Source organism: Streptomyces sp. NPDC052301 (assembly GCF_044593395.1).
In the GTDB taxonomy this organism is placed as follows: Bacteria; Actinomycetota; Actinomycetes; order Streptomycetales; family Streptomycetaceae; genus Streptomyces.
The window spans coordinates 744,487-766,014 of sequence record NZ_JBIUBE010000003.1 but is presented as its reverse complement, the minus strand read 5'-3'; the positions used below and the strand labels follow the sequence as shown (position 1 = coordinate 766,014).

The following is a 21,528-nucleotide window of genomic DNA, read 5'->3' as shown; positions in this document are numbered from 1 at the left end:
TTCGCTGGGCGGGATGCTCGGGGCCCGCCCTCCCGTAGCGGCTTATAGTCGCCCCGGGCCTACAAGGGTAGAAACGGGCTAGGTTTGCCCTGCCAGGAGATGCGCAGTGCGTCGCGGGCTCGGGTAGTGGCGACGAACAGCTGGTTACGGCTCTTCTTGAGTTCGCGTTCGTACCGCTTGGGGTCGGTCGTCTCGTACTTCTCGACGAGGGCGGTGCGCGGGAGGATGCCGTCGCTCGCGCCGATGACCGCGAGCTTCTGGTACTCAAGTCCTTTGAAGCGGTGCATCGTTCCGATGTGAACGTCGCCGCCACCTTGCGGGCCCTCCTTGGTGAGGGTCGCTGTGGTGATGCCGTGCTTCGTCTCCAGGTCGGCCGCGACGCGGCCGGCCATGTCGCCGTCGGCGACGCAAACGGCCATGGTGCCGCTGGGGTCGCGTACGGTGCCGTCTTCGGTGGGCTGCGTGATGTCCGCGCGCCACTGTTTGAGGGCTTCGGCGAGCTGAGTGATCTCGTCGGTCCAGTCGGCGCAGGCGACGTACTCGGGGGCAGGGCCGTGTAGCAGGGAGTGGTAGCCGTCGAGGGTGTCGGTGCCGTCGTCGAGGTCGTCGTAGGTGCCCCCACGGACGACCTTGGCGGCCTGGTCGAGGATCTCCTGGGTGGTGCGGTAGCTCAGCGTCAGTTTCGAGGAGCGGCCACCGCGGATGTTGATGCCGACGGTGGAAAGGGTGACTTGCCGGTCGTAGATCCGCTGGTGGGTGTCGCTGGCGATGAACAGGTCGTCGGGGCCGGAGGCGACCATGGCGCGCAGCATCTTCCAGTGGGCGGGGCTGAGGTCCTGGGCCTCGTCGACGACGATGTGACGGTAGCGGTGACGCAGGTAACGCACCGCGGAGCTGTTGTCGTCGAGGTGGGCCAGGTCGCCGCCGCCGATGTCGGCCTTGCGCTCGGCCCGCGTCTGGATCTTGCGGGCGCGTTCCATCTCGTACCGCGCCGCGCGCTCGGCGGCCTGGGCCCAGGTCTCCCGGCCCATGCCGTTGAGGCGCAGGGCGAACTGGTCGAGCAGTTTCCAGACGACGGCGCGTTCGGGGCGGTTGAGGGCGCGGCCCATACCGGCGCGACGGGCCTTGAAGTAGTCCTGACGGGTACCGAGGGACTGGCCCAGGACGATCTGCTCCCATTCGTCGAAGAGGAACTCGGCGTCCCAACGCTGCTCGTCGTGTTCGAAGAGGACCTCGCGCAGCACGTCTAGCGCCCGGTCATCGGTGATCAAGCTGCGCTGTGCCCCGGGCGCGGTGTTCTCGTTGAGGACGCTCTGGGCGAGCTGGTCGATGTGCTTGATGTCCACGCGACCGAGCAGCGCCGGGTCCATGAGCGAGGTGAGCCGGGAACGCAGGTCGGCGGTGAGGTTCTTGGTGTACGTGGTCAGCAGGATCGGCTTGCCGTGGCCGGGCGGCAGGGCCGCGGCGAGGCGGGCGACCCGGTGCAGGGCGACGATGGTCTTGCCGGTGCCGGGGCCGCCGCTGACCCGGCCGGGGCCGCTGTAGTTCCGTTCGACGATCTTACGCTGGGTGGGGTGGAGGTAGACCTTCCAGGCTCGGAAGTCGCCCTCGGCCAGGACGTTGCGGATGTCGTCGTCGACCGTGGTGACCGCGGTACGGGTGAGGGCCGCTGCCATGTCGTTCTCGAAGCCCGGTTGGAGCTCGGTGGAGGCAGGCTGGGTGATCTCACGCTCGACCTCGTCGACGGACATGCCGGAGCCAAGGCCGGTGAGGACCTCGGCGGTCAGGCGCGGGGCGCCGGCGATGAGCTGGTCGAATTCCTCGTCGGTCGTGACGGCGAGGGCCGGGCCGATGAGGGCGTCGGCGACACCAAGCCGGCGCAGGTCCTCGGGGGTGCAGCCCACGAGGAGCGGTTCGGCGGGGGCAGCCGGTTGTGGCGTCACGACTGGCGCAGGCGTGGGCTCGGCCGGTGCGGTGTGCTCGTCCTGGGCCGGCGTGAGTTGGAGTCCCGCGCGCTGGAGGACGCTCTGACCGACGACGCCGAGATCGACAAACTCGATCTCGCCGGTGATCCGGTTGATGGCGACGGTGAGTTCTTCGTAGACGTCCTTGCGGTGGCGGACGGCGACGATCAGCCACTGCTGAACGCCATCAGCGCCGACCCCCGCCCGGGCCAGCAGCGCCCGGTACGAACGGTCAATCTTGGCGCGGAAGATCCGGCCGTCGCCCTTAAGAGGCTTGAAGTCGAGGCTGGGGTGATCGGGGTCGAGACGGAACTGGTGGCAGAAGTCGTAGAACTTCGTCTTGACCGACGAGTCCATCTTGTAGAGCTCGTTCTCGGCCTTCTGATAGAGGCTCAGGCGTGCGGTCATCGTGCGGCACTCTGTTCTTCGGAGTCGGGACGGGCGGTGGCGTCGGGGAGCACGCTCAGCAGAGCGTCGAGGTCGGCAAGCCAGTCGTCAGCCGAGCGGATGGTGAACCCGGCGTCACGGTAGGCGCTCCAGGTCTTGTCGCTCTCCTCGTCCTCCTGGTCGTAGGGCTCTGCCATGACGGCGATCCGCGGGGTGCCGTGGTCCCAGACGAAGTCGGCGAGCCAACCGCGTTCGCCGAGCTCGTAGCCGTAAGCGGGGGCCTTCTTGCCGCCGTCGGCCAAGATGTGGGCGAGGCGGGTGAGGGAGGCTTCGGGTTCGTCCTCGTCGAGGTATTCGAGGATCTCCCGGTCCCACAGCAAATCCCGCACCGCTGCTTCGAGAGCAGTCTCGTTAGAGGCCTCCGCGGGCACGGGCTGCGGTACGGGTGCGCCGGTGCCGTACCGCACGACGAGGGATTCGAGTTCACCGAGGCCGCCGAAGGCCTTGAGGACCGAGATGTCAAAGCCTGCTGCGGTGGCTGTGGTGAGTTGAATGCCGTCGCCGCCGTCGTGGGCGAGGAACTGCAGGATGTTGGACCACTGGAGCCAGGCGCGCCAGCGCGCCTTGTGTTCGGGCGTGCCGAGCTGGTCGGGTGCGGTGTCGTCGAGGCAGGCCAGGGCGGACCAGCGGCTGGTGGCCGCATCGACGAGGAAAGCGATGGGAAGACCGGACTGGTCGCAGGTCTGGAACAGGTTGAGCGTGCCGGTGCCCTGGACGGGCGCCGGGTCGATGCCGTCGGTGCGGCCCCAGGCGTCGAGGAGGCCGCTGAGCGTCTGGCGCGTCTGGTCCGGGGTGCCGCTGCCGACAAGGATCTCCTGGCCTGTCCCGAGGAGCCCGCCGACCATAGCTGATGCCCTCTTACCCCAGGCCGCGTCGTCCGGACTGCGCAGATAGGCGAGGAGCATGGTCATCGGGTCGGTGAAGGCGGCGGCTGCGAGGTCGTCGCCGCCACGGTCGGCATAGAGCTGCTTGGCGAGGTCCTGGGCACTGCGCGGGTACGGCGGCCACACCGGCTCGGCCGCCTCCCGCCCCTCGGCGGACTCCGCCGTGTTCGTCTGCCGCTCGAAGGCGTCGAGGTCGTCCCAGGTGAGCTGGAAGACGGCACGCCCTTCGGCCCGGAGCCGGTTGCGCTTGTCGGCGTCGCCGGCAAGCCGATTGTGCCGACGGGTGGCGTGGAAACGGTGTCCGTCGAGGTAGACGGTGATCTTCTGCTTGGAGCCGTCAACGCGTTCGAAGGTGAAGTCGGTACGGGTGTAACCCTCGTTGCGCTGGGCGGTCAGACGCCAGCCGTGAACGGTGCCGACCTCGTCAAGACGCAGATAGGCGCTGTTGTCACCGCTCTCCTCCAGCACGGCGTCGCCGCGCTGTCCGGCCCACCCGCGCAGGGCCCTGAGGAAGCGTGCCTCCAGATCGGACTCGACCTGCCCGTCCAGACCGATCTGATCCGTGTTGCCGACTTTCTTGGTGTGCCAGGCGTCGGTGTCAGTGCCCAGGAGTTCGTCGAGGATCTCCAGGGCGGCCTGGCGGGAGACGCGCTCGATGTACTGCTCGTCGGCGTAGAGGTACAGACAGCGGTGGCAGGCCGGCCCGCCCTCCTCGTTGCAGGGGCACTCCACGAGCAGCCGGCGCGCGCCCTCCAGCACCTGCCGGAAGGCGGCGGGGTCGGTGAGCCGGTCCAGGTAGCCGGTGCCGTGCGGGAGGCGGTCGTACAGGACCAGGAAGTGCCGTTTCTCCGCGGTGTCACGGTCCGGCATGGTCGCGAGGGTGGTGGCGAGGTGCTGCGGGTCGCCGCCGAAAGCGCCGTCCACTCCCAAGCGCAGGGCCGCCTGGAAGGAGTGGACCTTCTCCTCGACGAGGACGGTCGCAGCCGGCAGCAGGATGCGCAGCGCTTCGGTTTCCAGCTCGTGGGCGAGCAGGACCGGTTCCTGGGGTACGCCCTTCTTGCCGCGCCGCAGCGCGCACCAGGGAGTGTGATGCTTGAGTTCGCGCTGGCGGTTGGCGGAGCTGTCGACGGCGTCCCGGTCGTCGTCGAAGACCGGCCGTCCGTCGGCACTAGCGGCTCCGCAGGCCGTGCACACGTGGAAGGGGGCAATCCGCACCGGCTTCCCGGCTAGCTGGTCGTTCTCCTGGGCGCCGATGCTGAGCGGTCCGGTGTTGATACGGCGGATGACGGCACGGCGGGTGTAGTCGACGCCGAAGATCTCTTTGGTGTGCCGCCAGGACTTGCCCTTGGCGAAGTGGTCGGGGTGGATGTCGACCATGTCGACGACGGTGTAGAAGCGGCGGTCGCGGTCGTCGCTCTCGTCGCCGATCCTGGCGTCCTCCCGCTTGTCGCGGGCTGTCACGACGCTGGGCTGGACGATCTGCCACAGGCTGCCGGAGTCGGCGATGCCCGTCTCCCCGCAGCGCGGGCAGGGCGTGATGTCGTTCTCGGCGTTCTCGGTGCGGACGTAGCCGCACGAGGGGCAGAAGCGCCAGTGACGCCAGTCCTGGTCCCGGCCTGTGACGATGTCGATACCGGTGATCCGGTGCTTGTAGCCCTCGGCGTAGAAGGTGTTGCCGGGGGCGAGTTCGGACAGGGCGAAGCCGCGCGGTCGCCCGTATGAGAACGACTTCGACTTGTAGCGGGGCCGGCCTTCCGGTGTGGTGCCCTCGGGCCAGAAGACGGTGGCGTCGAGGGTGGTCGTGGCGTCGATGAGGGCATAGTTGGGCAGCAGGCCGAGGTCGCACAGCACGGTCTGGGCGGGCTGACGCTGGCGCGTGGCGCCCTGCTTGGAGATGGCGCCGAGCTCGGCCTCCAGCTCCGCCTTCGTATCCGCCTGTTCGTCGTCGCCGTCCTTGAGCTCGTCGATCGCGGAACGGATCGTACGGATACGGGTGCGCAGCTTCTGGTTCTCGCGCTCCCACTCCCGCTCGGCCTTCTCGATCGCGCTCCGGATGCCGCGGACCGCGTACTTCTCCAGCTCCGCCTTGGCGGTGTCGCTCACGCCGGTCGGAAACAGATCGAGGAAGCCGGCGACGAGTTCCTCGCCGTGGGCGAGGGCGGCGTCGGTGAAGTCGGCGAGGTAGCCGGAGGGGCCGAAGAGCTCGTCGACCCGGCGCGACAGCGCGGCCAGCGGCCTGCCGTCCTCGCGCAGCAGCCGTCCCCGCGCCGCGAGATCGAGGAGGTGGGCGGTGTACTGACGACGCAGGATTTCGATGGCCGACAGATACGAGCCCGGCGGCACGATCCGTCCGTCGATCATGTCTCGTGGCCGGTCGAGGAAGTACAGGTCGCGGCGCTTGCGGTCGGGAATGGTCAGCAGGAAGGCATTTCCCGTACGGCGTCCGGCCCGACCAGCCTGCTGGGCATAGTTGGCCGTACGGCGCGGCAGGGCGCCCAGGACGACGGCGGACAGGTCACCGATGTCGATGCCCATCTCCAGGGTGGGCGTGCAGGACAGCACGTTGGGGTCGTTGAATCCTTGGCCGTTGCGGAAGGCGTCCTCGACGCGTTCTCGCTTGCCGCGGGAAAGCAGACCGGTGTGCTCGGCGGTGATGACCTGGTAGGTACCCGCTCGCCGGTACAGGCGGCGGTAGTAGTCGTCGCGGTAGTCGCGGTCCCGGTCGTGCCGGTCCACGGTCTCCAGCCACCGATCACCCGCTACCAGCCGCCCCTTCGCGCAGCGATACGCCTGACAGGGCTGCCCGTGATACTGCGCCAACAGCGAGGGATGGACGGTCTGCTCCCAGAAGCACTTCGGGCAGCGCACATACGCCTCGTTAACCTGGGAGTCGGTCAGCAACTGCAGCCGGATGGCACCCGGCTGAAGGCCGTACAGACGGGCGGCCGTGTCGCTCGGGGTGCGCGCAGCGAGCAGCCCGGCGTCGGTTAGCCGGGGCAAAAGCCGCACCCAGAACTCGTCGGCCTGCTCGCGGGTCATGTCGAGGCAGCGCTGGGCCCAGGTCTGGTACCAGGACAGACGTCCGGCGGCGAAGTCGAACTCGCTGCTCGGCTTGGGCCGCGCGAGCAGGAAGCTCGGTGCGGAGACCCCCTTGGGGAAGGCCTTCATGCCGCGCGGGCGCCCTCCCCAGATGAAGTAGCGGCTGGTGCCCGCCTCGTCGAGGAACTTCTCCAGCCACCGGTGCCCAACCGCCCCACGCGTACGCAGCCGCTCCAACAGGCCGCGCAGAAGGGCCAGATAGCGGGCGTCGTCGTGTTCGGTGAGCGTCAACCCGCGGTGGGCGGCCTCCTCATGAGCGACGCGTACGAGCGCCACGGCCGCCTGCTCGTCGGGGATGTCCACCCAGGCGGCTGAGGTACGGGTCAGTTCGAGGGTACGGCCGTTGCGGGAGCGGTGGCCGAACTCCATGACGGCCTCGAACGCGAACCGTTCACCGATCAGGTCCCAGGTCTTCTTGTCCCCGCCCCGTCCTTGGCCGGACAGCAGGCGTGCTACGCCCGTGTCGTCGTGGAGGTCCGGCGGGACGACGGCGGCGAGTGTCTCACGGTCAGTGGTGGCCGCGACGACGTCGGCGACGAGGTCGTTGAGGGCGCTGGGCTGCTGTTCGCTCAGGTGCTTGGTGAACAGGGCCCGCAAGGAGAAGGTGTACGAGCGGGAGGCGACGAAACCGGCCCGGTGCGCGGCGTCCTGCACCGAGTCATTGAACATCAGCGTCTTCGTCTCACGCTGCTTCTTGTCCATCTCCCCGCCGGTGAACAGCTGGGTGACGGAGGCGGCGGCGAGCGCGGCGGCACCCGTACCGACGAAGCGGATCACGTTGTGGGTGCCGCAGGCAGGGCACCAGTCGTCCTTGGCGGCGCGTTCCGCCGTGTCGCCGAGCTGGACGAGGACAAAGGCGGAGTCGGGGCCGGCGGGCGCCGGGGTGCCCTCGTCGTCGTAGTCGCCCTGGGGGTCGGGCAGCCGCAGGCGCTGGGACAGGCCGTCGAGCACCATGAGCACTCCCGCGCCGCCGGTGGTCAGCGACCTCTGCGCCGCCGGGTCCATGGCGGTACGGCCATTGCCCTCACGGGCCTCGTTGTCGGTGGCCGCCACCAGGGTGCGCACCTTGGCCTTCTCAGCGGTGACGGTAGCCCGGCGGATCTTGTGGGCCTCGAAGTTCAGCTCCTCGAAGTCCGACTCGGGGGCAAGGACCGACCATCCCGAACGCCCGCACTCGCGGCAGTACACCGCAGGCAGGAAGACCTTGGTGTCGCGGGAGGTGGTGGTGTCCGGTGTCGTACGCGACCGGCTCTGCACCCCGGCCGTGTCCCACGCGAACTCGGCCTTCGGCCACGGCAGCACGCCACGCAGCATGCGGGTGACGGACCGCGCCCACTGATGCACCTCGACCTGGACAAAGGGGCGGCTGATCGCGGCCGGCGCGTCAGGGTCACGCGCCACGGACAGCAGCGCGACGAAGCGGGCGAGTGCCAGCCCGGCGATTTGGGGCCGTGTCGTGATCGCCTCGTCCCAGCTCTTCGCCCCACTGCGGCGCATCACGTCAAGCACCTCGTAGTAGGTGCGCACCGTGCCGTCGAAGGCGTTCAGAACGGCGTACGTGAGCCGATTGCGCTTGAGCGTGGCGCCGAGGGCGACCGGATCAGTGATCCGGCTTCCGGTGACGGCCTCGGCGAGGTCCGCGAGTTCTTCGGGGCCGGATGCCGGATCCGGCAGGGCAGTGAGGGTCTCGGGGGGCGTCGCCTGACCAGGGAGGAATCTCGCGTCCGGGATCGACTCGTCCTCGCCCAGGATAAACTCGTCGACCGTCAGCCGGTCCTCGCCGACGATCGCGTCCTCGGTGAACTCCGTGCCGAAGACGTTGGTGGCCACGGAGAGGAGTTGCTGTACCCCGTCCTCATCGGTACCGGAGGCAAGGGTCGCGGAGGTGGCGACGGGGGTGATCGAGCCGAGCGGCTTACCGGGCTGGTTGGCATCGACGGCGATGGCGAGGCGACGCAGCAGCATGGCGACGTCCGTGCCCTGCGCGCCGTCGTAGGTGTGGAACTCGTCGACGACCACGTAGCGGATGTCGCTGCCATCCCACAGTGGGGCATCGGCGGCACGCTGCAGGAGCAAGTCGAGCATCTTGTAGTTGGTGATCAGGATGTCCGGCGGGGACAACTGCATGTCCTGGCGGCGGGTGTAGACACGGTCGTAGTGCGTCGCCGCCTTCTCCCCGATGTACAGACCAGCGCGGACACCGCTCAACTCGTCGTAATCGGTGAGCAGATCGTTGATGCGGGCCGCCTGGTCGGTGGCCAGGGCGTTCATTGGGTACAGGAAGACCGCCTTGACCCCGTTGTTCCCAGCCGCGCGCTCGCGGGCACAGTGATCGAGAACGGGGTACAGGAACGACTCGGTCTTGCCGGAGCCGGTGCCTGTCGTGACGAGCGTGGGCTGAGGTGTGTGGCCGTCCTTGGAGGTGAGCCGGGCAAAGGCGCGGGCCTGGTGCGCGTACGGCGTCCAGTCGTCGGTACGGACCCAGTCCAGGTGCTGCTGCCAGCCGTCGTCGGCCGGGGTGAAGGGGGTACGCAGGCGGAGGTACGGGCCGCGGAACATGCCCGTCGTCTCGTCCCCGAGGAAGGCGTTCAGCGCCTTACGGGCGCCCTCGTCCGCGAGGCCGTACGTCGTGGACAGGTACTGGAGCAGGCTCTCCTTGAGTCCCTGTGCTTCGAGAGTCGGCCTCACGGGGTCGGGACCTCCATCTTCTCCGGGTCCCACAGGCCCTGGGCGACGGCCTCGTCAAGGCGTCGCTTGAAGTAGGCATGGGCTTCACGCATTTCGCGTTCTCGGTCGGCCTTGTAGAAGGGGGCGGTGTAGCCGTCGGGGACAGGACTGGCGTCGGGTGCGGCCAGATGCTCCACCAGGGCCTTCCAGTGCTCGGCGGTCTGCCCGGTGCCAAAAACCCACCTGTCCGACGCGAGTTGCCGCCCGTGCGCGTCGAAGTACATCTGCTCCTCGCGGGCGGACAGCACGTCCAGGCGTGCTTGGTACGCCGCGACAAGTGCGTCTGCGGGAAGCCCCATCCACACAGCGACCAGCGCGTCTAGCTCAACGAGCGCGGCGCGGCGTTCGAACTCCGTGCGCAGTGGCGTGCTCCATGACCAGCGGGGTTCCACCGCGTTCAGCGGGGGCAGGCCTGTCCACGGATTTGCCCACTCCTCGCGAAGCCAGGAGAAACGGAACTCCGACTCCCACAGGTCTGCGTAGGCACTCGAGAGACAGTTCAGGCGGGCCGACCTGACGGCCAGGGCTCCCGACAACGGGTGGTTCGGGGAAGGAGCGGGGAGCCGCTGGATGCCGGGTTCGAGGAGGTCCTTGATTCCGAAGGCCCGCAGCATATAGTCCAGTGGAATCGCCGACCAGAAGCCAGCGACTAGCAGCAAATGCCGCCAATTCCGGAAGGCAAGACTGAGGACGCCATATACATGGGTGGGCCCTGGAGGAATGATCCCGGCTTGCAGAACCCTCTCCGTCTTTCCATCGTTCCGGCGCCGGAAGGCCAAGCGGTAGTGGCGGGCGTGTGGCTGCCCCTGCCAGTCCCTCCACACCATAGCCATGGACTCGAACCTGTCCCGATCGCATGACCTGGCCATCTTAGTGGCGGGAATGAAGTCGGCTGGGATTGTGGTCAGGTCGATCCGCGCCCCCTCTGATCTAAGCTCGGGGTCTTCCTTGCAGAAGGGCGTTCCAGGACCGATGTGCGGGCCGTGCAGGATCGCTTCATCCCAGGCATCTGGACGCTGGCTTCGGTAGTTGATGTATCCCGCAGTACGGTCGCGCTCTTCGTCGTAGCCACGGCTCATGCTGATCTCGTCGCGGGAGAGCCGGACGGGATATTTCGCCATCAGAGCGACCGCATTCTGCTCACTCTGCGTCAGCGGATACATCATCTCCGCCTCCGCCGCCGGGAACTCGCCGCCTTGCTGCTCACTCCACAGGGCGAGAGTCTCTGCGTTCACGTTGATGATCCGCGCCCGGTGCGGCCGGGTGTCGTACTGCCCGTCGAACCTTAGACCCGGTTCCGGACCAGATCCGTCGTGCCGCAGGGAATCTGTGAGCACATCGGCCCTGTAGAGGAAGCTTAGGTGCTTGAAGTTGACCTCTTGACGAGGGCCGTAGATGTTGGCTGCAAAGTCCTTCTTGTCTCCAACAGGTCGTGGGAAGGCCCAATTCGCGACATTCACAAAGGCTCCGTGCACCCGCAGCCGGCGATACGCTTCCGCACGGATGCGCCGGTTCTGCTTCCCTTTCAGGTGACCATCGGGGTGTACGAGCCCGATGGCCCCCGTCGCGGCCGCATGGTCCCAGCATTGGCTCATGAAGCGCGGGTGCAGGTGCGCCGGTGTCCCCGCGAGGATCGGGTACACGACCGCACTGGAGTAGAAGCTCGCCAGTGCCGTGTCCGTGGCCGCGTCTCGGAGTACCCGGATGCGCCACTCGGGCACCTGCAGGACACGCTCGCGCAACTCTGCCTCGCGCTCCTTGGTAAGGATTTCCTGCAGCGTCAGGTGGGGTTCGAACTCGGAGAAACTGGCCGTACGGTTGAACTTGATCTCCACCCAGGGCGGGTTCCCGACCTGGAGGTCGAAACCTCCCGCTTCGCTCGCGAATACACCCGTAAAGTCCAGTTCCCAATGCAGGAACCCCTGTTCCTTCGCGATATCCCGCACTACCCGCATCCACGGATATCGCGTCTCCACGGCCTTTCGAGCATCGTCCATGCCCATTTCGCCCTGGATGGCCCCTTCGAGGACCTTCAGCTCCTCCAGGGAGTCAACGGAGGTGGCGAACGTTTCCTCCGGGACCGAACCAGTACCAACCATGGATTCCAGGAAGGCAAGCCAGTCGTCCAGGTCCTTCAGAGCGATGACGGGGCGGCGCTGTGCCGTCCCGCCGCCCTTCTTCGGCGCCGCCGGCTCACGACGCCTTTTGACCCGCTTCTTCTCGACCAGTTCACTCTCGTCCGCGCTCTCTCCGAAGGCCAACTGGTCCCCGTTCAGCGCGAACAGCAGCCCACTCTCGACGTACTGAGGTGCAGGCTCAGGTTCCATCTCGCCCACCTGCGGCACCCCCGACGACAACAGCGCATCGACCGCCACCACCGGTGGCGTCTCGTACTCCGCGTCCGTCCCATCGAGCAGCCCCACCTGATCCAGCGGCCAGAAACACAGCGCACACCACGCGTCCATGACCTGCTTGAGCCGCCAGTACGGAGAACCTTCTGCCTCGAACAAGTCCTGGAAGACCTGCTCCTTGGTCAGCGGCAAGGATTCCCCGTCCGTGTTCCTCTTGTCACGGCGTAGGAACGCGTACTCCTCCGCATCCTCCTCCCGCCCAGTCCCCCACACGTCGATGGTGCGGGCAATCTCGCGCTCACTCAGCTCCATCCGCTTGGCGACGAGTTGCCACAGGAATTCCACCCGCTTGGCTGCCTCCTGCAGCCGGGCGAGCTGGCTCCCCTTGCCGCCCGTCGTCTTCGGTTTGGCGCCTACCGCTTTTCGCCATTCGGTAAGTCGGTCGAGTTCCGGCTTGGCCGACTGCCCGATGAGCTTGCCCGCAGGATTTGCTGGTTTGACCAAGGCGACCGCGCCCCACCCCGGCGTGGGCAGCAGGAACTGGTGCACCGCCCCCTCGGGCAGCGCCTGCTCCGCGCCATCGCCCTCCGTGTCGCGGAACGGCAACTTGACCGGCGTCGTACCGCCGACGGTCCGCTCGTTCTTGATGCGGTCCGCTTCGTACACCCAACGCCGCGCCCCGATCAGCGAGTTGCCGCGCCGCAGGTGCAGTCCAAACCATGGTGCGCGCATACCTGGGTGCATGGTGTTCAGCCATAGCGACACCTCGGCGAGCTCGACACCCGTCGCGTTCAAGTCGATGCCGTACGCGTTGTGCAGCGCGATGTACGCCTTGACCTTCTGCTTCGCGTCCAGCGCCTTCGACGTATCCAGGCTGACGCCGAGCTCCTCCTGCCGCCGCTTGAGGTACTCGTCGGCGACCTGGTTGATCGCCTCGTTGAGGAACGCGCCGGAGCCGAGCGCGGGCTCGCAGATCGTGTACTTCAGGAGGTCGCTCGCCCGCGTCTCGTCCGTGAGCCGGTGCTTGAGAGCCAGTTCGACGGTGACCTTTGTCAACGACTCCGGCGTGTAGTACGAGGCGGACGTCTCACGGTCGCGTCCAGCCAGCCGGTAGACGTACTCGCCCACCGCGTACTTCTTCGGACCGCGAAGGCCGTGCTGTTCGGCGTCCTGGGCGGAGTAGACGACCCAGGTGTGCTGCGGATAGTCGCCCAGCCGGTCCGCGGGAATCAGCCACGAGCCCTTCTCCGGATCGCCGTACTGCTTGCCTCCCCGCTTCTCGCCCGGCCTTGCGACCTCGGCTAGCTCCTTGTCGGCGATGATGCCGGTGTAGGACATCAGGCCCTCGTAGACGGCGCCAAGCTGGTTGATGCCGAGGTTGCGGTAAGAGATGAAGCCGCCCTGTCTGCCCTTCTGGCCGGCCTCCTTCATGGTGAGCAGGCGTAGAACCTGGTGCAACGCCTCGTTGCGCAGCCGCAAGTCCAGCCATCGTGGCTGCTCGTCCTCGTCCTCATCCCAGCGGGGGTCCAGCACACGGCTACCGATGAGTGTGATCGACTTCGGGTCGAACAGCTCGCCGCGCAGCGGCTCGAAGCGTAGGCCGCGCAGTTCGCTGCGTTCCTCGGGGAGCTTGTCGTCATCAGCTTCGGTGCCGTGCGGACGGTGGCCGTAGTTGACCTTGTTGAAGAGGACATCGAGGGATGCGTATAGGTGGAAGCCGCCTCGGCTGTCCTCATCGACCAACTTTCGCTCTCGCGCCACCAGTTCACGCAGCCGGGCGATCGAGTACCCGGTCTGGTACGTCGAGTCGTCGGCGGGCAGGATGCCCAACTCGGGGCGGGCCTCGGCATAGAGGAGGAAGAGGATGCGGTAGAGGTAGCGCAGGGATTCGCGGGTGAGCTGCTTGGCGAACGGGCCCTTCTTGAGGTCCTCGATCTCCCGCGGCTCGACCTCCGCCTCGCGCAGGCGGGCGAGTACCTCGTTCGCGATGATCTCGACCGAGCGCTGGAGTCCCTTGCGCAGCTCGGAGTTGACGCCGACGGCGTTGTCACGGGACGCCTTCAGCAGGTCGTCGATGCGTCGACCCTTGCCGTCGGAGCGGGGCGCCAGCATGTCGTGGGCGAAGAGGGCGGAGAGGAGGGCGAGTTCGCCGGCCTTCGCCGTGTCGTTGCGGGCGAGGGCTGCGTCCAGGTTGGCAGCGAGATAGCGGCCTTCGGCCCAGGAGTTGCGGTCGGCGAGGACGAGTACGCCACCACAGAGCAGCAGGATGAAGCGGGGTCCCTCGCCGCCGGGCTCGTGCAGTTCGCTTTGGAAGAGCCAGCCCGTCAGCTTCTCGCCGACTTCGATGAGGCCGTCGGCGGTCTTGAGGAAGTGGAGGAGCTGCCCGGCCTTCTCGGGGTCGAGGGCGTCGTCCAGTTTGGCGGTCCACCCGCAGTCGACGGCGAGGATGTCGTCGCCGTGCCAAGCGACCTGGAGTTCGTACTCCCTGCCCGCGTTGTGCACAGTGATCGGATCGGGCCGGTCACCGCCGTAACCGAGGGCCTTGAGGACAGCGGTGTGCCAGGTAGTGAGGTGCTCGGCCCACTCTCCCGTGGGGTCGTCGTAGGTGCTGCCGAGTTCTTCCTGCTGGGCGCGGGAGGCCAGGAAGGGGCGCACGGTGGCCAGGTACTCACCGCGGAGCCGGGGGATGAGCTCGCGCGGAGTGGGTTGCGGGTCGTGGGGGTCGGTCTCGCGGCTGGTCCACAGGGTGAACAGGCCCTCGTCGCCCGCCTTGCTCTTCTTGAGGGTGTTCTCCAGCTCCTCGCTGAAGTAGTGGGCGGAGAGGTATTCGCCGCGATTGGCGAAGGAGTCGTAGGTGTAGCTCATCGCGCGGACTCCTCGGCATGTACTGCGGAGAGGGTGGTGGGATGGAGGGGTTCGAGGACCCCAATGACCCTCAGCATCGGGTCTCCGTCGGTCCGCAGACGGCGTACGAGGGCGCGCCGGCGGGCTGCCGTGTCGTACACCTGCTTGCGGCGGCGTTCCTGGTTGCCTACGGCGATCAGGGCGCCCTGTTCCCAAACCTGCACCCGGTCCTCATACGGGGCCAGGTAGGAGTCGACCTGCTTGTCATAGTCGGCGCGACGCTCTCGCAGGTGGGTCTCGGCCGCGTCGACGGCCGCGGGAACGAGTTCCTTGAGTAGGCCAGGGTCGACGGGCTGGGCGCGACCGGGCATGTCGGGGCCTACGCCGCAGGCGGCGAGGAACGCCGAGTCCATGCGCCATACGCGAGGCGTGGACTCGGCGAGGCCGGTGACGGCCATCCACTCCACGACCGTCGGCTTGCCGGCCGCGTTGGAATAGACGCCCTGGAGGAGGTAGACCGGGCCGGTGAGGGCCGCCGGCAAAGCTGCGTCGATCCGTTTGGCCTTGCCGACGTCCGGCTGATAGGCGAGGACGAACGCCTCGTCGTACTTGAGCTTGGCGAGGACCTTGTCCGTCACCCAGTCGAGCACGGGGTGGATGTCTGAGACGTAGGAGACATTGGGCCACTGGGACGTGGGCTCGTCCGTCTTGCCCTGCTTGGCGTTGCGGGCGGCCTCCAGCCGGTCGGCGGCGTACTGCTTGTCGAAGGTGAGACGCAGCGTGCCGTCATACTTGGACGTCGTAAGGATCTTCTCCTGATCCAGGTACGACTTCGGCAGCTCCCGGAAGCGGTACTGCAGGTCGTCGGGCGGCGTGAACTCGATACGGCCGCCCGCCGTCTCGGGCTTCCAGTCGAGGGCCTCGCGCTCGGCCTGCGGGTAGATGAGATCCACGGCGGTGTGGAAGTACGCCTTAGTGTCGGCGAAGACGTGTGGTATATCGGCCTCGGGCACTGCGGCCGTGCCGAGAGTGGTCGGAGCGACCGTCGGGTCGGAGAGTCGGGCGTTGGCGCCGGCGAGGAGCCCCGCCAGGACACCGCCGGACTCCTGCTGGGACTGCTTGATGGAGCGTTCGACGGTGCCGCCCTTGATGAGGTCGCGGGTGAGACGGTCCTCTTCCTTCTTGTGGTCGTAGAGACCGGTGACAGCCTCGGCGCTGCCCTCGCCGGTCTCGATCTCGTGCGCCTGCTCCTCACGGCGCAGCAGACGGGCGCCGACGAGCCGGTCGTCGAGCGTGAGCATCTCCCCGCTCTCCTCGTCGCGCCGCCAGGGCACGTCGGCGGTGAGGACGAGCGCGCGGAACTCAGGGCTGACCGCCTGCCCGTAGCGGTCGATACGTCCGTTGCGCTGCTCGATGCGGATGAGGGACCAGGGCAGGTCGTAGTGGATGAGGTCGTGGCACTGGTGGTGCAGGTTGACGCCCTCGGAGGCGATGTCACCGGTGAACAGCAGCCGCACCGGCTCCTCGCGCCGGCCGAAACGGTCGACGATCTCCCGCTGTTGCTGCTCGTTGGTGGTGTCGCCGTGCATGACCTCGACGACGCCGTCATACGCCTTCCACGGACGCGTCGTGTCGGGCTTGGCTAGGTTCTTCTTCTTGAAGCCGAGCCGGGCCGGGACCTCTTCGGCCAGCCAGTCCAGGGTGTCGACGCGCTCGGAGAAGATCACGACGCGCCGCTCGGCTGCAGGGCCAACCTTGAGGTCTCTGAGGATGCGGACGAGTGCGTCGAGCTTGGCGGAGTCCTGGTCGGTGAAGTCCGCGACCAGCGCCTCCAGTTCCGCGAGGGCCTTGCTCTCGGCGGCGAGAGCGGCGCGCCGTTCCGGGGTGTCGGGCGCGGTCTTGGCCTTGCTCTTCGCCGTGACGCTCTTCGGGTTGTCCAGGTAGGCACGGCGGTTGGCCAGGGATTCCCGCAGGGCAACGTGGGAGGAGAGGAACGCCTTTAGGAAGTTGTAGCCGACCAGGGGATCGGCGCAGACCGACGAACGGTTCGGGTCGCCCGGCGTCCATTCGTTCGCGAGCTTCTCCAGGACGGCGACCTCCTTCGGCGTCGCCGGAGCCGGCTCCGGCAGGGAGTCGCCGCGTTCGGCCCAGGGCTTGTTCTTGAGGCCGTCGCGCACCTCACGGTCGGTCTTGGTGCGCCTGATGTAGAGGTGGTCAAGGTCGGCGACCTTGTAGTTCTTGGGGTCGGCGATCGCCGCCGGGTCGAGCATCCGGATCAGCTCGGCGAAGGATTCGGCGTCGCCGTTGTGGGGAGTGGCGGAGGCCAGGATCAGCGCATCGGTCTGCTCGGCGAGGCGGCGGGCGAGGCGGTTGTTGCGGGTGCCCTTGTTGACGAGGTTGTGCGACTCGTCGATGACCACCGCGTCCCAGGTGATGCTCTCCAGGTGATGGGCGTACGTCGCCGACTTGAGGGTGTCGACGGACACGATGACGCGCTTGAAGTGGGCGAACGGGTTCCGGCCCGCTGGAATCTCCTGCTGGATGCGCTGAATGCCGGTGGAGTCCAGGCGTACCAACGGCAGAGCGAAGCGGGTCCACAGCTCGCGCTGGAACTGCTCCAGCACATGGGCGGGCGTGACCACGAGGATGCGCTCCCCGCGCCCGCGCCGGATCAGCTCCGCGAGTGTGATGCCGATCTCGAGCGTCTTACCCAGCCCCACCACGTCGGCGATCAGCAGCCGGGGCTGCGGGTTGCGCATGGACAGCGCCAGCTCGGCGGGGCGCAGCTGGTGTTCCTGCCGGTCCATGAGAAAAGAGTCGGCGAGCGCGATGCCGTGCTCGGTCTGTGGCAGCGCGGTCTTACGGATGACCGCCTCCAGGTAGAGGCGGGCCTTGGCGTGCCTGGAGGTGTCGTCGGGCTTGAGCCGGGTCTTGCGTGGATCGAGTACGTCGATCTGGTCAAGGCCGGAGTAGAACACCGCGTCCGTGCCCCGGACGAACGAGGACACCCCGCTGACCTCGACCATCAGTCCGTCACGGGACTCGGCAACGGACTTCACGAGCCACTGTTCGTCGCGGATGCGTACCTGGGCGCCGGGAGCGAAGATCGGCTTCGCACCTGCCGGATATGCCGACCGCGCCTCATTGACGTCGCGCGCCTCAGGAACCTCGGGCTGCATCGCCGTGGTCACGTGGTGCTCCTCTGTGGACTGTGTGCTCGTGATGTGCGATGTGCTCGTGCCCGCCCTTTGTACCGTCCGGGACCAGCCACATCGGCGAAAGGTAAGGAAGCGCGGTTCAGCGCTTCGACCAGGCGAGTGCCGGCCCCATCGCGTAGCGCTTACGCAGCTCGTCGGCGACCCGCCGGGAAGCGGGGGGACGGCCCTTTTGCGGCGCGGGCTCAGCCGCGTTTCCGCTCCCGTCGGACTTCTGCACAAGCACTGGCGGGGGCGAGTTCACCATGCCGCTCTCGGCCGGAGTGTACGGACCGAATTCATCGCCGGACGGCGGAACGGGGATGTTCTCCACCGGGGACGCCGACTCTTCGCGCAGCAGCCTCTCAAGTGAGTCGAGCCGGTCCAGCATGGGCGTGTCAGGCTGGGGCAGCACCATCGTGGGATGATCCTTCGGCGTCGTCTCCTGGATCAAAGCGCGCCGTGCCCGGGCCGGACTCGTACCCAGCAGACGCATCAGATCGGCACATTGCCGGGTCACCTCCTCTAGGGAGGGGCGGTTCTCCGCCTTGTGCGCCAGCATGGCCGACACGACGGGGGCCAGTTCATCGGGCAGCCCGGACAGGTCGGGGCCCATGTCGGCGTTGACCACCTGCGCGGCGACCGCCTCCCACCGGGCTCCGTCGTACGGATAGTGCCCGGTCGCTGCGTATAGAAGTACAGTGCCCAGGCCGTACACGTCAGCAGCCTGCGTCACCTCCAGTTCGCCCAGGGCCTGCTCGGGCGGCATGCAGCGAACTGTGCCGATGACCACGCCAGCCTGCGTGAGCGACCCCTTGGACGCCCCGACGAAGGCGCCGAGACCGAAGTCGATGATCACCGGGCCGAAGTCTCCGAGAATGACGTTCTGCGCCTTCAGGTCGCGGTGTACCAGGCCCGCGGCATGCACGGCAGCAAGCCCCTCGGCCAGAAGCGCACCAAGGCTCGCCACGAGTGGCGTGGACAGCGGACCTTGGTCCTTCACGACATCGGAGAGAGGGCGGCCGGGGACGTAGTCCATCGCCAGCCAGGGCTGCTCGGCAAACGGATCCGCCTCAATGAAACGGGCCACACGACCCGTGCCCGAGATCGTTCGTGCGATCGTCGCCTCGCGTTCGAACCGGGCGCGAGTGTGCGGATCTGTACGGTCGGGCCGGATCACCTTCACGGCGACCGGCTCACCCGCGACCGAGTAGGCGAGATATACCTCCCCCATCCCGCCCGCGCCGAGCCGCCGCTCGACGAGGTACGGACCGATACGCGACGGCAGAGGCGCACTGCTCACCGCACACCCCCTGACTCCCGCAACGACAGCACGACCTCGCTTGGCGTCTGCATCTGTTCCACCGTAGAAGATGCAAGGCAGGAGGAGCACGGACACCGACGAATCACCGCTACAGCCTACTGATCGGCATCCCACTGGAGGAAGTGATCACATCGGACTGGGCCGCCCTTACGAGCGTTATATCCGGATTCATGCCGGTATGAATGCGACTCAGTGATCTCAGAGACTGTCAGCCGGCTCCGTCCAGATTCCTCAGCAGGTCCCGCAGACCTGCCTCGGCGCCTGGAATAGCCACGAGCCGGTATCGATTGCTTCTCCTGTAGTGATCGTGAGAAGGGGCGCTGGTGACCGACCTGAAGCTGTTCCGGCCGGATGCCGATAGCCAGAACATCGAGCTGCAGGGCTCGACGGTGGCGCTGGAGGTGGAGCTGCAGCGCCGGAACGCGGCAGGCATGGAGGCCATGCTCGGCAGCCGGTTCCTGGCATCGGAGTACCCGACAGGCGCGGATCACATCCACCGCATTGAGCTCAGAAATGAAACTCGCGTCAATGCAGGACACGAGTGGCCGGTTAAACGGCCGCATGTCAGGATCGGACTGTGCCTGCTTTCCTGGACGCCGCCGAGAGTTCGAGGTGCCCTACCGTGCCGCGTCCCAGGATGCGGCGGGTGGTGTTCGTCGCGTTGCTGAGCTCGGACGGGCTGCTTGCCCTAGTGGCAGACGACCTGCCTGGAGCTGTTCCCCGATGGGTGCTCCCGTCAGGATCGGTCCGATCTGCAGAGCCCTACCGTGAGGCGGCACTGCGTGTACTCCGCGATGCGGTCGTCGCGATGCCGGTGCGCGGGGGCACTGTTGAAGGATGCCGCTGGGCTCAGGTGCCTGTGCCCGTAGGCCGGAGCCGTCGAGAGGCGCACGTGTTCATCTTTCGTCTCGCTGCGGCTGGCGCTCCGCCGGATCATCTGTCCTGGGGACCGACACGCTGGGCGGGGCCTGAGCAGTGGCAGGAGTTGTGCACACGGTGCGATCTGCCAGATGTGGATGTGCTGTTGACGGGATACCTGGAGGGGTGGATCCCGGACGGGCGGATCACGTTGGGGCCTTGAGTCCCGGCACCTCGGCAACCACTGTCACTCTGCCCTGGCGATCGTGGTGGCGGTCTCCTGCAGGGCCGTGGCAACCGCTGGCATGTCCTGTTCACGTAGACGTACGGCGGGTGCGTACACGGAGATCGCGGCGAGCGGTTCCCCGATGCGGTTGCGGATGGCCACGCCTACGCCGTGCAGGTCGTGTGCACTTTCCTCAAGGTCTGCCGCCCATCCCCGGACCCTGACTTCCTCCAACTCCACCTCAAGCAGCGGCCACTCGGTGATGCTTCCTGCCGCCGTGGCAGGGAGCGCGGCCGGAAGCGTCGCGCGTACGTCTGCCGGGTCGCGCAGTGCGAGCAGGGCCTTGCCCGCAGCTGTGACGTGGGCAGGGAGCTCCTGTCCGAGCGGAACGCTGACGCGCAGGACATGCCGGCACTCGACTCCGTCGAGTAGTCGGACGACGGCCGCATCCAGGGAGTACAGGCACACCGTCTCCTGCAGCTTCTCGGAGAGCTCCTCCAGGGGTCTGCGCGCCTGTCGTCGGACGTCCAACTGTGCGATCGCGGCCAGCCCCATGCGTACGAGCTGTGGCCCCGCTGAGTATCCGTGCTGGCCAGGATCGTGACGCAGGAAACCCGTGCGCTGCAGGGTGACCAGGATGCGGTGTGCGGTGGAACGTGAGATACCAAGCTCCCGGGCGGTTTCGGTAACACCGATTTCCCCCCGGTCATACGCCAGGACTAGAACATCCAGGGCCTTCGTCGCCGAACCCAAGGCCTCTGTCGCCGACAGATGCTTGCCATCCACCATGAAGGAACCGTAACGCTCAAACGTTCCCGGAGACCGGGACCTTCGACAGAATCCACACGTCAGAATTCCGTGGTGGCACGTCTCACAGTTCCGGAGCGGCATCGCACGAACCCGACGAGCCAACTTTGCGCCAAGACAGTTCGAGTCCTGCGATAACCCCGACCGGACTTGCCGTGCTTGAGCGCACTGCTGACCGTTTGATAGCGCCTCACAGGAACTGCGTGCGTGCCACAGTGCGCCGTCCCTACACTGGCAGCGACCTTCCTTAGGAGTTCGCTATGGCGGGATACCGGACCAGCACACCTGTGTCAGACGAGGGTGTCTACATCGGCCAGGCCCGGCACGCCGTGAAGGAGCTGATCGCTTCACTGCGCGGCGAGTTGGCGACATTGGAAGCTGTGTACGCGATGATGTGCCAAGGTGTCGAATCCACCGATATCCGCGAAGAGCCGCCGGACACTGGCGAGGACGCGGAAACCGCCCAGCCTTCCCGGGAGGGCCCGTCTGAAGTTTCTGTCGCCGACGAGGATCCTTCGTCCGAAGATGCGCGCCCGGGCATTGGCCCTCGGGCCCTGGGGCCACCGCGTAACGGAAGCATGCGCGATGCGATCCTCACACTCCTGTGCGCCGCTCAAGAGGCAATGTCCATCACCGATATCGCGGCGGCGGTGCGCCCGGGAGCGGACGCGACGGTCCGCTCATCCGTAGGCAAGACCCTCAACCGTATGAAGCAACTTGGTGAGGTGGAAAACGTAGCACCGGGAATGTTCCGGGCTGTGCTGTCATCCCGGGTTGCTTGATCCATCCGAGAACGCCCCCCA

At 67.2% G+C, this 21,528-nt stretch carries 8 protein-coding genes; 2 read left to right on the top strand and 6 right to left on the bottom strand.

Annotated elements, in window-relative coordinates; all coding sequences use genetic code 11:
• Nucleotides 1–59 precede the first annotated feature (59 nt).
• From ACIHEJ_RS10665 to ACIHEJ_RS10645, 5 genes are all read right to left on the bottom strand, one after another.
• Entirely contained in the window at nucleotides 60–2,372 is a 2,313-nt protein-coding gene (locus ACIHEJ_RS10665) for a UvrD-helicase domain-containing protein (RefSeq protein ID WP_400133936.1), read from the bottom strand.
• Nucleotides 2,369–9,082: a DEAD/DEAH box helicase gene (locus ACIHEJ_RS10660; RefSeq protein WP_400133934.1), complete on the bottom strand. Its 6,714-nt coding sequence runs from the start codon at nucleotides 9,080–9,082 to the stop codon at nucleotides 2,369–2,371. The genes ACIHEJ_RS10665 and ACIHEJ_RS10660 overlap by 4 nt, the downstream gene beginning before the upstream one ends.
• Nucleotides 9,079–14,337 (bottom strand): hypothetical protein, encoded by a 5,259-nt coding sequence (locus ACIHEJ_RS10655; protein ID WP_400133932.1) that lies wholly within the window; start codon nucleotides 14,335–14,337, stop codon nucleotides 9,079–9,081. Before ACIHEJ_RS10655 ends, ACIHEJ_RS10660 begins: the two co-directional genes overlap by 4 nt.
• Entirely contained in the window at nucleotides 14,334–17,507 is a 3,174-nt protein-coding gene (locus tag ACIHEJ_RS10650) for a DEAD/DEAH box helicase (protein ID WP_400133930.1), read from the bottom strand. Before ACIHEJ_RS10650 ends, ACIHEJ_RS10655 begins: the two co-directional genes overlap by 4 nt.
• A gap of 106 nt (nucleotides 17,508–17,613) precedes the next feature.
• Nucleotides 17,614–18,813 carry a serine/threonine-protein kinase gene (locus tag ACIHEJ_RS10645; RefSeq protein ID WP_400133928.1) on the bottom strand — a complete coding sequence of 400 codons (1,200 nt, stop codon included), beginning with the start codon at nucleotides 18,811–18,813 and terminating at the stop codon, nucleotides 17,614–17,616.
• A gap of 344 nt (nucleotides 18,814–19,157) precedes the next feature.
• On the opposite strand from ACIHEJ_RS10645, the gene ACIHEJ_RS10640 reads away from it, so the two are divergent.
• Nucleotides 19,158–19,502, top strand: a complete 345-nt coding sequence (locus ACIHEJ_RS10640) for a hypothetical protein (RefSeq protein WP_400133926.1) — start codon at nucleotides 19,158–19,160, stop codon at nucleotides 19,500–19,502.
• 437 nt (nucleotides 19,503–19,939) lie between these two features.
• Here the strand turns inward: ACIHEJ_RS10640 and ACIHEJ_RS10635 are convergent, their stop codons facing one another.
• Complete coding sequence (locus ACIHEJ_RS10635) at nucleotides 19,940–20,707, bottom strand: IclR family transcriptional regulator (protein WP_400133925.1); 768 nt, start codon at nucleotides 20,705–20,707, stop codon at nucleotides 19,940–19,942.
• Nucleotides 20,708–20,985: 278 nt separating this feature from the next.
• Here ACIHEJ_RS10635 and ACIHEJ_RS10630 point away from each other — a divergent pair, with 278 nt between their 5' ends.
• Nucleotides 20,986–21,507, top strand: a complete 522-nt coding sequence (locus ACIHEJ_RS10630) for a hypothetical protein (protein ID WP_400133923.1) — start codon at nucleotides 20,986–20,988, stop codon at nucleotides 21,505–21,507.
• The last annotated feature ends 21 nt before the right edge of the window (nucleotides 21,508–21,528 follow it).